Consider the following 13,777-nt stretch of genomic DNA (forward strand, 5'->3'; position numbering starts at 1 on the left):
CCCCCAGCCGGATTGGACAAGCTCCCATCCGGCTGCTTTTCTTTATTTCTCAGTAAGAGAACACGCGAAAGGCGTTTCGCCCCAGCGTTGCAAAGTCCAGGAGGGGGTCAATGTCTTTTAAAGTCATGATGGTTTTCGGTACTCGCCCGGAGGCCATCAAAATGGCCCCGCTGGCCCGGGTCCTGCGTCACTGGCCTGACATCCAACTGAACATCTGCTCCACCGGCCAGCATCGCGAGATGCTCACTCAGGTGCTGGACGCCTTCGAGTTGACGGTGGATGAAGACCTGCACGTGATGACCCAAGGCCAGACTCTCAACGGTTTGTCGCAGCATTTGCTGGCACAGCTTGATCAGGCCTACGAATGGGTCAAGCCGGACATCGTGCTGGTCCACGGCGACACCACCACCAGCTTCATCGCCGCGCTCGCCGCGTTCAATCGGCAACTGCCCATCGGCCACGTTGAAGCCGGCCTGCGCACCGGCAATCTGCGCGCACCGTGGCCTGAAGAGGCCAATCGACGCCTGACCGGCGTCATCGCCGACCTGCACTTCCCGCCGACTTCGAAATCCGCCGCCAATCTGCTGCGCGAGGGCGTGCCCGAAGACAACATCGAAATCACCGGCAACACGGTGATCGATGCCTTGTTGTGGATGCGTGCCCACCAGCAACAAACCGATTGGCAGCCGGCAGCTGATTCACCTTTGGCAGTGCTTGATGATCAGCGCCGGATGATTCTGGTCACCAGCCATCGTCGGGAAAACCTCGGCGATGGTTTTCAGAATATTTGTCAGGCCTTGGCAGAACTCGCCGAGCGTTACCCGGACGTGCAATTCGTTTACCCGGTGCACCTCAACCCGCTGGTGCAGGAGGTGGTTTACGGCATGCTCGCCAACAAACCCAACATCTATCTGGTCGCACCGCAGGACTACCCGAATTTCGTCTGGCTCATGGGCCGGGCGCATTTCATTCTGACCGACTCCGGCGGCGTGCAGGAAGAAGCCCCCGCCATCGGCAAGCCGCTGCTGGTGTTGCGTGACGTCACCGAGCGGCCTTCGGTGCTGGAAAGCGGCACCATGTTGCTGGTGGGCACCGACAGGGCTCGCATCGTCAAAGAGGCCAGCCAGTTGCTTGACGATGAGCACACCTACACGCGCATGAGCCGCGTGCATTTCCCTTACGGCGACGGCCATGCCAGTGAATTGATCGCCACACGCCTGCACGCCTGGTTGAGCGCACGCTCGCCGGCGGGTGACGGGGTATGAGTCTGGGTTGGGTCGATTTCTTTGCGTATGTGTTGTTTGCTCTCAAATACGTGGCGATTGCCCTCGCCTTGTTGATGTTTATCCTCGGTCTGGATGACCTGTTCATCGACCTTGTGTACTGGGGCCGCAAACTGATTCGGCGCTGGCGGATCTACGAGAAATTCGAGCGCGCCGATGAAGAACGCCTGTACACCATCGCGGAAAAGCCTCTCGCGATCATGGTGCCCGCCTGGAATGAAGTCGGGGTCGTGGGTGAAATGGCTCGCCTGGCGGCCTCGACCATCGATTACGAGAATTATCAGATCTTCGTCGGCACTTACCCCAACGACGCCGACACCCAAGCGGATGTCGATGCGGTCTGCCAGCACTATCCCAACGTACACAAAGTGGTCTGCGCACGCCCCGGCCCGACCAGCAAGGCTGACTGTCTGAACAACATCATCGACGCGATTCTGCGATTCGAAAGCGAAGCAAAAATCCAGTTCGCCGGGTTCATCCTGCATGATGCAGAAGACGTGATTTCGCCGATGGAATTGCGCCTCTACAACTATTTGCTGCCGAACAAGGATCTGATCCAGATCCCGGTCTACCCGTACGCTCCAGAGTGGAAAGGCTTCACCGCTGGCCACTATGTCGACGAGTTTGCCGAGAACCATGGCAAGGACGTCATCGTCCGCGAAGCCCTGACCGGCCAGGTGCCCAGCGCCGGCGTCGGCACCTGCTTCAGCCGCAAGGCAATCAGTGCCTTGCTCGAAGACGGTGACGGTATCGCCTTCGATGTGCAGAGTCTCACCGAGGATTACGACATCGGCTTCCGCCTCAAGCAGAAAGGCATGAAGTGCATCTTCGCCCGTTACTCGGTCAGCGATCCGAAACTGGCCCTGGAGCAACCCTGGGTGTTCGGCATGAATCGCGAGTTCTCCCAGGTCATCTGCGTACGCGAGCACTTCCCCCGGGACTTGCAGCACGCGATCAGGCAGAAATCGCGCTGGATCGTCGGCATCGTGTTTCAGGGCACCAAGAACCTCGGCTGGAGCCGCAAGGGACTGCTCAACTACTTTCTCTGGCGTGACCGTCGTGGGCTCATTGCCTACATGCTGAGTTTTCTGGTCAACCTGCTGTTTGTTGTCTTGATCGTCATGTGGCTGGTGACGGTGATTTCTCCGGAGTCGTGGCGTTATCCCTCGATTCTGTCCGACAGTACCGTCCTGCCCGTACTGCTCTGGCTCAACGGTTTCATGCTGCTCAATCGTTTGTTCCAGCGCGGCTGGTTCGTTACGCGCTATTACGGGTTGGTCGAGGGACTGCTGTCGGCGCCACGGATGATGTGGAGCAACTACGTCAACTTCTTCGCCAACCTGCGCGCGCTGCGCCAGGTCATGGAAATGGGCGACTCGCGGCGTGTCGCGTGGGACAAGACCACCCACGAATTCCCGGCGCTGACCAAGGCACAACGAGTGCCGCTGGGCCGTCGACTGGTAGAGAAAGGCCTGCTCACCGAAGAACAACTGGAAGCGGCCATCACCAGCCCGGTGCGCCGGCGTCTGGGCCGTGAACTGCTGCTGCGTGAATACATCGACAGCACGCAACTGGTGCAGGCGCTGGCTGAGCAACTGGAGCTGGAGTGGGCGCCGCTCAATCCGTTCAAACTCGACAAACGTCTGATCGACGCGGTTCCGCGCCGGGTCGCGTCGCACTACGGCGTGCTGCCCGTCGCCGAAGAAGGTGACACTTTGGTGCTGGCCTCCGAGGGCCCGGTCAGCCAGGTTTCCCTCGGCGCAATCAGTCGCCAATTGAAACGTCCGGTGCGTAGCCGTCTGGCGCCGCAGGGCCGAGTGACACTGGGGATTCGCTACTGGTACGCCAGCCCCCGCCAGAGTGAGGAAATGCACCATATGCTGGAGGTGCTGGAGCGTCATCAGGATGACGAAGCTTTACTGGAGCGCGTCAGTCGCCATCAGGTGTTGCTCGGCAATTTGCTGCAAGTGCGCGGCATGGTGCCGCCCACCCTGTTCAATCAGGCAATGATCGATTTCGATGCCGAGAAGATGTCACTCGGCGAACACTTGATCTCCCGGGGCATGATCACTCAGGAAGTGCTCGAACAGGCACTGGCTGATCAGGCCAGCGAACAGCAGGCCGCCTACCGTATCGTTCGGGAGGTCGCATGAAACCTGTTCAGCGTCACACCCTGTTGCTGGGCGGCCTGTTGCTCGGCCTGAGCGCCGCGTATCCATTGCATGCCGCACCGCTGAGTGATTTCGAGCAGTTTCGCAGCTACCCCTACATGGATCGCAGCTATCGCGAGGCGAAAAAGGGCAACTGGAAAGAAGTTGAACGCTTGATGCGGCACTTGCTGGAGAAGGTGCCGAAAAACGATGAGGCAAGGGCTTTGCTCGTCGAGTCATTGGCCAATCAGCGTCGCTACAAGGATGCGGTTCAGGCATTGCCGAAGGACAACAGTAAAGCAGTGCTCGACTTGCGTCTGACCTGGATCGAGCAGGATCCGCCGAGCAGCGCGCAAGTCGAACAATGGATGGCCACCAGCGATCTCAACGACCGTGTACGGCTTTGGCAGGCTTACAGCCTGAGCCTGGCCAAGTTCGGCGGTGCGGCCAAGGCCCACGACTGGCTGGCGCAGCTTTCGCCCAAGGGCGATGAAAACATTCTGCGTCTGGCCCGCGCCAACTGGTCGGAGCAATTGCGTGACTGGAGCGGCACCATCGACGAACTCGCGCCGCTTGCGGCCCGCAAACAGCTGGACGCCGAAGGCTGGCGGCGGCTGGCCAATGCCTACGTGCAACGCCTCGATGAAAAGCCCTTGCAACAGCTGTTGCAGCAGGCACCGGACCCGCAAGCGGCGCGCAAGGTGCGTCTGGCCATGGTCGATCGCGCCATCGCCATGGGCCACGACCAACAGGCGCAACGCTGGCTGCAGTCCCTGCCCGCCGCCGATCTGGCTGATCCGGCGCAACGCCAGCGCCTGTGGGAACTGGCGCGGCAAACCGACGACGTCCCCACCGTGCAACGCCTGAGCAACGATTTGCAGCGTCCGTGCCTGGAAACCACCGAGTGGCTATCGCGCCATGACCCCGAAGCCGCTTTGACGCAACTGCAACAGTGCCAGTCCTCGGAGGATCCGCAAGCCTGGCTGGTCCTCGCCCAGCGCCTGCAAGCGACGGATTTGCTGCAGAGCACCCGCTTGCCCGAGCCGTGGGACAGTCGGCGTCAGGCACAACTAGTCGATGTCTGGCAGGAACAGGGCGAGAGCAGCAAAGTCATGGTCTGGCTCGCGGGCCAGACGCAGACCCCGGCGGTGGTCAAGCGCAGGGCCGAACTGGCCCAACGCATGGGGCGCCGTACGGAAGAGCAAACGCTGTGGGAATACCACTATCGGCAAACCGGCAACCTGGCTTCACTGAATCAGGCCAGTTTCCTCGCACTGCAAAGCGGTGATCGCGCCCACGCCCAGCAACTGCTGGAAAATGCTTATGACCGTCACGGCGCGCGCCTGCCGCCTGCGGCGCTGCAACGTTTGGCGGGGCTTTATGCGTCATCGACAGACAGCACCCCCGCGCAACAACGGCGCATGGCCTCTTTGATCAGCCACATCGACGGCGCTACCCGTGGCCAACTGCTCGCACAACTCGCCGAAACCGGGCAATGCGATACGGTCCAACAAGCCATCGGCAGTCGCCCGCAAGCGGCTGGCGACTATCGCGCTCTCGGCCGCTGTGCGATGCCTGATCGTCCCGGCGAAGCCGTGGTGTATTACCAGCAGGCAGAAAAACTGGGGAATCGCAGCAGCCGCTTGCCGTTGGCCTATGCGCTGGAGGCGGCGGGCGATTCCGCCGGCGCACTGGTCATCTGGCGCAGCATTCCGGCCGCCGAACTCACCGACAATGCACGCCTGGCTGCAAGCCGAAGTGCATTGAATGCCGGTGACAATCAAGCGGCCGAGCGGTTCTGGCAACACAGCAGCACTCGCGGCACCAATGAATGGTCGCTTGGCGCGGCCATCGCCGACGCTCGCGGCGATCATGCCGAGGCACTGCAACGGCAACGCCGAGCCTTGCAAATCGCTCCGGACGCCGGGCATTTCTATGCCGCTTCGGTTTCCGCGCAAAAGGCTGGCGACCTCGCGCAAAGTAATGCCTGGCTTGCCGAAGCGGTGCGCCGCGATCCAGCCAATCCGCGTTATCGCGCCGACTACGGCATGCGTTTGTCCGGCGCGCCAACCCGCGAAGAACGCGCGACGGCCGTCCCCTATCTGCAACAGGCGACCCGCGATTTTCCCGAGGACTACCACCTTGGCGAAACCCTGGCCTGGCGCTACGACGAAATCGAGGACAGCGCCTCGGCGCGTAAAGAACTGCGTCGGGTTATCGATCTGGAACAGAACCCGGTGGCCGCCGACGATGAGGACGGCAGCATGGAGGCCCGGCGTTATCGTCAGCGCCGCGCCCATGAGGCGTTGTCCCGTCGCGACAACTTTACTATCGCCAGTACCTGGTCACCGGCAGGCGTATCGACCAACGACTTTCTGCGTGACGACGACAGCCAGGGGTCGAACCGCAGCCCCAACTCGCAGAACGTTCAGGTTGCGATGTGGGATCACGCCTTGGGTGACGAACCAAGCCGCGCCGGCAGCTCGCTATCGGTGTATGGTCGCGTGTTGCTCGGCGGGCAAAGCCGCTCCAGCTACGCCGAATCCGTCGCGGCAGGCGTGGGCCTGCGTTACAAGCCGTGGGGTACGCAAAACATCAACTTCTATGGCGAGATCTACAAGCAAAGCCAGTTCGACGACAAGGACAACCACGGCCTGAGCCTCGGCCAGTTGATCAACCCCGACAAACTCTCGGACCAACTCGACGACCACCGCCAGGACGGCCACACCACGACCGACTACCTACTGCGCGCCACCGCGTCGTTCCTCGACCAGGGCAAATACCGCAACGACTGGCGCGTTGACGAAAGCGAATGGGACGAACGCTTCCTCTACCTCGATGCTGCCTGGTGGACCAAGGCTGGCGATCACCAATGGCTGTCCCGATTCCAGCAAGGTCATACCTGGAAGCTGCCGTTCAACGGCGCGCAGACCATCATGCCGTATGGTTTCCTCGAGTTCGCCAGCCAAGATCCGAGCAACGATTGGCGGCAAGATTTACGCACCGGTATCGGCCTTCGATGGCAGTGGTGGTACGACGATGATCGCTACAACGCGTACCGTTCGAAGCTGACGGTGCGTACCGAATATCAGCAATCGCTGGGCGGCAATCTGTACGAAGGTGGCAACGGTGTGCTGCTGGGCTTGGAGTGGAATTTCTGATGGCGCGCTGGATGCTGTTTTTCTGCCTGATGCTGGGCGCACTCGTCGCACGAGCCGATGAGCGTGTGTTCTATCAACCGCTGAATGTCGATGCCAGCCTCAGCCAGGCGCAGTGGCAAAAAATCTGGCAGGACACCGCCAGACAAGGCGCGCGAACCCTGATTGTGCAATGGACCGCCTATGGCGACGCCGATTTCGGTGGCAGCAATGGCTGGCTCGCCAACAGCCTCAAGCTCGCACAGCAGCAAGGTTTGCAATTGGTGTTGGGACTGAAGATGGACCCGGCCTACTACCAACGCATCGACGAACTGGACAGCGCCGGCCTCGGCAAATATTGGCAAGCGCAATTGGGTCAGTCACTGGATCAGCAGCGCCTACTGCGCGAAGACTGGAAGCTCACGGTACAAGGCTGGTACTTGCCGCTGGAGCTGGATGACTTCCACTTTCTTGCGGCGGACCGTCGTATAACGCTGCAAAAGCAGCTCAAGGATTTCGCCGCAAAACTCGATGCGCCGCTGCATGTCAGCGCATTCAGTGCCGGCAAACTCGCCCCAACGGTAAACGGACAGTGGCTGGGCGATTTGAGCGCACTGGGCATTCAGGTGTGGTGGCAGGACGGCGCCGGCACTAGTCGCTTGCCGGTGGTCGTGCGTGAAGGTTATGCCAGCGCGCTGCCCTGCTCCGTCGGCGTCGTGCGTGAAGCGTTTCGTCAGGTCAGCCGTGAAGGTCAGCCCTTCCACGCCGAACCCGTCGCCCCGGATGCGACATCGACCGGGTGTCATCCCGGCGCAGTGTTTTCACTGCGCTATCGTCCATGGGGCCGAGTGATTCTCGACAACCAGCGCAACCATCAGGGCGGCAATGTACAAAACCATTGAAGAGCAGGTACTGAAGAAAACTGCGCCCGCCGCGTTGCGGGCTGAGTTCATCCAGCATGAATTCGAGCGCTTGCAGTCGTTTAGCCTGCTGATCTATATCGCCAGCATTGTCATGTGGCTGCTATTCGACTTGATCGTGAGCTTCCTTGGCGGTCAGGGGTTCACCTGGCGCTCGATGGTTTTTCTCGCCCTGTTTGCGGTATTGACCGTCGTGCTGGTGTTCACCCGCAAGGCCCGGCACTTCGATGTCATCACCGTATTGCTCGTGCTGGGGCTGACCGTTGGGGTACGCCTTATCGTCAACGGCTTGCCACCCGCCGTGCACAGTTCCTGGCTGGTCCTCGCGGCGGCCAGCATGCTCTACAGCATTTCGGTACTGCCGCTGAGTCGCCGGTCATTCTTCGTAGTGCAGGCGCTGATCTGGGTGCTGCTCAACCCCTTCCTCAATACCACCACCAGCCTGATCGAACTCAGAGGTGTAATGACCGCATGCTACAGCGTGTTTCTCTGCGCACTGACCATCTACACTTTTCTGAAATTGCGCGAGGCCAAGCTCTACAACTACATCATGTCCAAGCTGCTGCTGGATCAGGCCTATAACGACACCCTCACGGAAATCCCCAACCGTCGCTCATTCATGACCCTCGCCGAACAACATCTGCACGCCGTGCCTCGCGAACACGACCATTACCTGGCAATGATCGACATCGACAATTTCAAGAAAGTGAATGACACCTATGGCCACGACATCGGCGACGAGGTGTTGAAACGCATTGCCGCCGATATCAAAACCGTCATGCTGCCGTTCGATTTCGCGCGACTCGGCGGAGAGGAGTTTGCGATTTATCTGGCCGGCGTGCGGCGCGAAGACGTCGAAGCCCTGGCGACCGAACTGTGCCGATTGGTGCGCGAGCAACCCACTCGCCATCCGGTGACCATCAGCATCGGCGTGACCCGGGTGGAGGATAACGACACCCTGACCCAGGCGCTGATCAAGGCAGATGCGGCGCTGTATGAGTCAAAGCACACGGGCAAGGATCGCTACACGTTTTATCAGTAAAATCTGTATCGGCTTGAAGATTGCCATCGCTGGCAGGCCAGCTCCCAGAGGATTTGTGCGTGTGCCACAAATCGAATGCCGGAGCCAGCCTGCTGGCAATGAGCTCGACGCAGTCAGCCGCAACCGCCAGTATTACGCGGCCTCGCGCACCAGCAACACCCGTGTCACCCGCCGCTCTTCAACAGCAACAACGGTCATCTGCCACCCTTCATGCGCCAGTCGATCACCCTTCATTGGCAAGCGATCCAGCAAGCTCATCACCAATCCGGCCATGGTCTGGTAGTCCTCGGTCGGCTCGGCGCCGAAGCCGGTGCGCTGGCGAACCCGCGACAGGTTCAATGCACCGCTGACCATAAATCCGCCCTGCTCTTCGACGACGTCCGGGCCTTCGATTTCGCTGGCATCGGGCAACTCACCGGCAATCGATTCAAGGATGTCGGTCATGGTCAACACACCGACAAAATCACCGAATTCATTGACCACAAAGGCAATGTGCGTCGACGCACCGCGCATTTGCTCCAGCGCATTCAGAATCGAATAGCTGTCGAGCAGATTGAGGGTCTTGCGGGCCAAATGCTCCAGATTCGGCTCAGTACCGGCCAAGTATTCCTTGAGCAATTCTTTCTTGTGCACGAACCCCAAGGGTTCATCCACCGCACCGTCACGAATCAACGGCAGTCGCGAGTAGGACGAATGCATCAACTTCGTACGAATCGCCTCCGCGTCATCAGCCAGATCGATGCTGTCGACATCGGCGCGCACGGTCATCAGGGCGCGGATCGGCCGCTCCGCAAGCTGCAGCACGCCACTGATCATCACTCGTTCGCGGCGATCAAACAGCTCGGCAGTCGGTGCCTCGCCATCGTCCAGCAGGTCGGAAATTTCCTCGCCAACCTCCTCTACCGCCAACTTGCGCCCACCGAGCAAGCGCATGACCGCGTGGGCCGTGCGTTCGCGCATTGGGCGCAGGCCCTGCATCGAACGTTTGCGACGGGCGCGGGCAATCTGGTTGAACACCTCGATCAGGATCGAGAAACCAATGGCCGCGTACAGATAACCTTTCGGGATATGGAAGCCCAGACCTTCAGCGGTCAGGGCAAAACCGATCATCATCAAGAAGCCCAGGCACAGCATGATCACCGTCGGGTGGGCGTTGACGAAGCGCGTCAGCGGTTTGCTGGCCACGATCATCAGGCCGATGGAAATGATCACCGCGATCATCATCACCGCCAGCTCATCGACCATGCCCACGGCGGTAATCACCGCGTCGAGCGAGAACACCGCATCGAGCACCACGATCTGCGCGACGATCGGCCAGAACAAGGCATACGCGGTATTCGTCGAACGCTCGCCAACGTGACCCTCCAGGCGTTCGTGCAATTCCATCGTCGCTTTGAACAGCAGGAACACACCGCCGAACAGCATGATCAGGTCACGACCGGAGAAGCTCTTGTCGAAGACTTCGAACAACGGCTGGGTGAGCGTCACCAGCCAGGAAATACTCGCCAACAGGCCCAGACGCATGATCAGTGCCAACGACAGACCAATGATGCGTGCGCGGTCGCGCTGATGCGGCGGCAGTTTGTCCGCGAGAATCGCGATGAACACCAGGTTGTCGATCCCCAGCACCAGTTCCAGCACGATCAGAGTCAACAGGCCTAACCAGGCCGTGGGATCCGCTAACCATTCCATAAAACGTCTCGATCTCTCTTCAGTGAATTCAGGCTGCCGGACACGGCGAAGCGCAACGCGAAGGCTCGAGAGCCGCGTTAACAACGATAGTCGGGGGTCGGAAAACCGGATGCTGCGAGTGCGTCAAGACCGCGCAATGGCGCGTGGGGGAACTACAACTGGGAGGTTCCAAGAGGGTGTTCATGCAAATCCTGAATGAAAAATGGCCTTGGAGCGTACAGGCTTTGGGAACATTTCCTACAGCGGCAAATCATTTCAAAATCTGTAGCAAGCTGAAAAGCTTCGCGAGCAGGCTCGTGCCCACAGGAATCTCTGGTGTGAATGCGATTCTCGGTTTGACATCGAACCCTGTGGGAGCGGGCTTGCCCGCGAAGAGGCCCGCTCAGACACCGCAACCTTCAAAGTTCGTCAATATGCCGATAATCCGCCTCGAGCGCCGCCGCCAGTTCCTTGGCCCGCCCCAGTCGAATCGGCCCGCGCTCAATGTCGATTAACAGCGCAGGACACTCCGGTGCCGACACCGCCGTCAGATCTTTCAAGCGCCCATCGGTGACCACCAGCAATCGCTGCTGCTCGGCAGGAAAGCGCTTGCGCCGAACCGTCAACCATTGCTGCGCCTGCGCCAGCGCCGCCAGCAACGGTGTACCGCCGCCAGCACCCAACTGATCAAGCCAGACGCCCAGTCCGCTGAACGCTTTCAAACCCTGCACCTGCCATTTCGGCGTGGTGCCACTGGCGGTCAACAATGCCAGCCGCGCCCGCTGTCGATAGGCGTCATCGAATAACTGCGCGAGCAAGCCCTTGGCGTCACTCAAGGCATGATGACGACGAGTCGAAGCCGACGCATCGACGATCACCAGCCACAGTTCATGGGGCGAACGCGTGCGCAATTGGAACAGCAGATCTTCACGCACTCGAGGACGCCCATTGAGCAAGGTGCCCGGCCAGTTCACCGTACCGCTGCGGGCCGCATGGCGTTTGCCCTGACGTCCACCGTCCAGCTGCCCAGCGCGGGGTTTGGCATTCGCCCCCGCTGCAGATCGGGGGCGAATGCTTACGGCTTTTTTGCTAGCGGCCAGCTCGGCACTTCGCGGCGGGCGCCAGTGGCTAACGCGGGCGCAGGCATGTCGCCCCACTGGCCCTGCCCTTCGCTCGGCTTTGTGGCCTGAGTCTCGGCTGGCGACTGTGCAGACTGTTGCGGAGCCGATGGCGGTTGCTCGAGACGACGATGGCGCAAGGCAAACTCGGCCACAGCGTCGATGTCTTGCTCGTCAATCTCCGCTGCCCCGCGCCATGCCGCGTGGGCACGGGCCGCACGCAGCCAGACCAGATCAGCGCGCAGGCCATCCACCCCGGCAGCAAAACAACGTTCGGTGATGTGTGCCAACGCCGTATCGTCCAGCGCAATATTGGCCAAGGCAGCGCGAGCGTGTTCACAACGAGTGCGCAAGGCTTGTTGTTCGCCTTGCCATTGCGCACAGAAGCCTTGCGGATCGCTGTCGAAATCCAGTCGACGCCGGATGATCTGACCCCGTTCGATGGGCGCGGTGTGGCCGCTGAGGGCAACGTTCAGACCGAAGCGGTCGAGCAATTGCGGGCGCAATTCGCCTTCTTCCGGGTTCATCGTGCCGATGAGGACGAACTTCGCCGAGTGCCGATGGGAAATACCGTCACGCTCGACCAGGTTGGTGCCACTGGCCGCGACGTCGAGCAGCAGATCGACCAAGTGATCGGCCAGCAGATTGACCTCGTCGACGTAGAGCACGCCGCCATCGGCCTTGGCCAGCACACCGGGAGAAAACTGCGCGCGACCTTCGCTCAGCGCGGCATCGAGATCCAGCGTGCCGACCAGCCGCTCTTCGGTGGCGCCCAACGGCAAGGTGACGAACTGGCCGCTGGCAAGCAGATCGGCCAAGCCTCGGGCCAACGTGGATTTGGCCATGCCGCGCGGGCCTTCGATCAGCACACCGCCGATTTTCGGGTCGATGGCGGTGAGGCACAGAGCGAGTTTCAGGTCATCGGCGCCGACCACGGCGGAGAGCGGGAAATGCGGGGTGTCGGTCATCTTCATTACTCGGTCATGGTCGGTGAATTGCATTGTTAACTGTGGCAGCGCCTGTGTTAGCTGTCTTCTTCTATGTCCAACAGCAGATTCTCCAGCGCCTCTTTATAAGCCCCCGGCTCCTGCCACATCCCGCGCTGCTGTGCTTCGAGCATGCGCTCGGTCATGTCGCGCAGGGCATGCGGATTGTGCTCGCGAACAAACTCCCGGGTCGCCGGATCCAGCAAATAAGCATCGGCGAGCAAGGCGTATTGATGGTCGTCGATCAACTGCGTCGTGGCGTCGAACGCGAACAGATTATCCACGCTCGCCGCCATTTCGAACGCGCCTTTATAGCCGTGGCGTTTGACCCCGTCGATCCATTTCGGATTGGCTGCCCGCGAGCGGATCACGCGGTTCAGCTCTTCTTTCAAGGTGCGAATCTTCGGCAGATCCGGCTGGCTGTGATCGCCGTGATAACTGGCCGCTGCTTCGCCGCGCAAGCTTTCAACGGCAGCCAGCATGCCGCCCTGGAACTGGTAGTAGTCGTTGGAATCGAGCAAGTCGTGCTCGCGGTTGTCCTGATTCTGCAGCACCGCTTGCACTTGGCTCAGGCGCTGGACGAATTGCTCGCGGGCAGCCGTGCCTTCATCCGAACCGCCATAGGCGTAAGCGCCCCAGTTCAGATAGACCTCGGCGAGATCCTCGCGGGTTTGCCACAGGCGCCCGTCGATCGCGCCCTGCACGCCGGCACCGTAAGCGCCGGGTTTGGCGCCGAAGATCCGCCATCCGGCCTGACGCCGCGCGGTGTCTTCATCGAGACCCGATTGCAGCAGCGCCTCGCGTTCGGCGCGCACCTTCGCGGCCAACGGGTTGAGATCATCCGGTTCGTCGAGTGCTGCCACGGCTTGCACCGCAGCATCGAACAGGCGAATCAGATTGGCGAACGCATCGCGGAAGAACCCGGAAACCCGCAGCGTGACATCGACACGCGGGCGATCAAGCAGGCTCAGCGGCAGTATCTCGAAATCATCGACACGCTGACTGCCGGTGGCCCACACCGGGCGTACGCCCATCAATGCCATGGCTTGGGCGATATCGTCGCCGCCGGTGCGCATGGTCGCCGTGCCCCACACCGACAAGCCGAGCTGGCGCAGGTGATCGCCGTGGTCTTGCAGATGCCGTTCGAGAATCAACGTCGCCGACTGGAAACCGATGCGCCACGCCGTGGTGGTCGGCAGGTTGCGCACGTCGACCGAGTAGAAGTTGCGCCCGGTCGGCAGGACGTCGAGGCGGCCACGGCTGGGTGCGCCACTCGGGCCAGCGGGGACGAAGCGGCCGCCGAGGGCGTCGAGCAAACCGCGCATTTCGGCGGGGCCGCAGGCGTCCAGGCGCGGGGCGACGACTTCGCGCAGATTGTCGATAATTGCGCCGACCTCTACCCAACGCGATCCTTGTAGGAGTGAGCCTGCTCGCGATAGCGGTGTGTCAGCCAACATTAATTTAACTGAC

9 protein-coding genes are annotated in these 13,777 nt (G+C 60.9%); 5 read left to right on the forward strand and 4 right to left on the reverse strand.

The genetic code is table 11. The features are described from left to right. The first annotated feature begins 110 nt into the window (after nt 1-110). From wecB to EJA71_RS17900, 5 genes are read left to right on the forward strand one after another with little or no spacing between them, the layout of a single operon-like run. Nucleotides 111-1,265, forward strand: a complete 1,155-nt coding sequence (gene wecB, locus EJA71_RS17880) for a non-hydrolyzing UDP-N-acetylglucosamine 2-epimerase (protein ID WP_158958914.1) — start codon at nt 111-113, stop codon at nt 1,263-1,265. Next, nucleotides 1,262-3,436 (forward strand): cyclic di-3',5'-guanylate-activated glycosyltransferase NrfB, encoded by a 2,175-nt coding sequence (gene nrfB, locus EJA71_RS17885; RefSeq protein ID WP_158958916.1) that lies wholly within the window; start codon nt 1,262-1,264, stop codon nt 3,434-3,436. Before wecB ends, nrfB begins: the two co-directional genes overlap by 4 nt. Beyond that, nucleotides 3,433-6,594, forward strand: coding sequence for a phage receptor (locus EJA71_RS17890; protein WP_158958918.1), 3,162 nt, complete (start codon nt 3,433-3,435; stop codon nt 6,592-6,594). Before nrfB ends, EJA71_RS17890 begins: the two co-directional genes overlap by 4 nt. Then, nucleotides 6,594-7,472, forward strand: a complete 879-nt coding sequence (locus tag EJA71_RS17895; RefSeq protein WP_158958920.1) for a DUF4434 family protein — start codon at nt 6,594-6,596, stop codon at nt 7,470-7,472. The genes EJA71_RS17890 and EJA71_RS17895 overlap by 1 nt, the downstream gene beginning before the upstream one ends. After that, a complete protein-coding gene (locus EJA71_RS17900) occupies nt 7,456-8,532 on the forward strand; it encodes a diguanylate cyclase (RefSeq protein WP_158958922.1) in 1,077 nt (358 codons plus the stop codon). Before EJA71_RS17895 ends, EJA71_RS17900 begins: the two co-directional genes overlap by 17 nt. Nucleotides 8,533-8,664: 132 nt before the next feature. Here the strand turns inward: EJA71_RS17900 and EJA71_RS17905 are convergent, their stop codons facing one another. The 4 genes from EJA71_RS17905 to EJA71_RS17920 all read right to left on the reverse strand — a co-directional run. Further along, the gene (locus EJA71_RS17905; RefSeq protein ID WP_158958924.1) at nt 8,665-10,224 is read right to left on the reverse strand and encodes a TerC family protein; all 1,560 of its coding nucleotides are present in this window, start codon (nt 10,222-10,224) and stop codon (nt 8,665-8,667) included. A 398-nt stretch (nt 10,225-10,622) separates the two neighbouring features. Beyond that, nucleotides 10,623-11,360, reverse strand: coding sequence for a VWA domain-containing protein (locus EJA71_RS17910; RefSeq protein ID WP_158958926.1), 738 nt, complete (start codon nt 11,358-11,360; stop codon nt 10,623-10,625). Further along, nucleotides 11,279-12,289, reverse strand: a complete 1,011-nt coding sequence (locus EJA71_RS17915) for an ATP-binding protein (RefSeq protein WP_158958942.1) — start codon at nt 12,287-12,289, stop codon at nt 11,279-11,281. The genes EJA71_RS17910 and EJA71_RS17915 overlap by 82 nt, the downstream gene beginning before the upstream one ends. A gap of 56 nt (nt 12,290-12,345) precedes the next feature. Next, nucleotides 12,346-13,777, reverse strand: a 1,432-nt coding sequence (locus tag EJA71_RS17920; RefSeq protein ID WP_256671772.1) for a cobaltochelatase subunit CobN, incomplete at its 5' end; no start/stop codon positions are given.

Source organism: Pseudomonas sp. PB106 (assembly GCF_009764645.1).
Taxonomy (GTDB): Bacteria; Pseudomonadota; Gammaproteobacteria; order Pseudomonadales; family Pseudomonadaceae; genus Aquipseudomonas.

What these genes read in the sequence shown, in the direction of transcription:
- wecB (WP_158958914.1), top strand. Translation starts at nt 111, where the DNA reads ATGTCTTTTAAAGTCATGATGGTTTTCGGTACTCGCCCGGAGGCCATC.
- nrfB (WP_158958916.1), top strand. Translation starts at nt 1,262, where the DNA reads ATGAGTCTGGGTTGGGTCGATTTCTTTGCGTATGTGTTGTTTGCTCTC.
- EJA71_RS17890 (WP_158958918.1), top strand. Translation starts at nt 3,433, where the DNA reads ATGAAACCTGTTCAGCGTCACACCCTGTTGCTGGGCGGCCTGTTGCTC.
- EJA71_RS17895 (WP_158958920.1), top strand. Translation starts at nt 6,594, where the DNA reads ATGGCGCGCTGGATGCTGTTTTTCTGCCTGATGCTGGGCGCACTCGTC.
- EJA71_RS17900 (WP_158958922.1), top strand. Translation starts at nt 7,456, where the DNA reads ATGTACAAAACCATTGAAGAGCAGGTACTGAAGAAAACTGCGCCCGCC.
- EJA71_RS17905 (WP_158958924.1), bottom strand. Translation starts at nt 10,224, where the DNA reads ATGGAATGGTTAGCGGATCCCACGGCCTGGTTAGGCCTGTTGACTCTG.
- EJA71_RS17915 (WP_158958942.1), bottom strand. Translation starts at nt 12,289, where the DNA reads ATGACCGACACCCCGCATTTCCCGCTCTCCGCCGTGGTCGGCGCCGAT.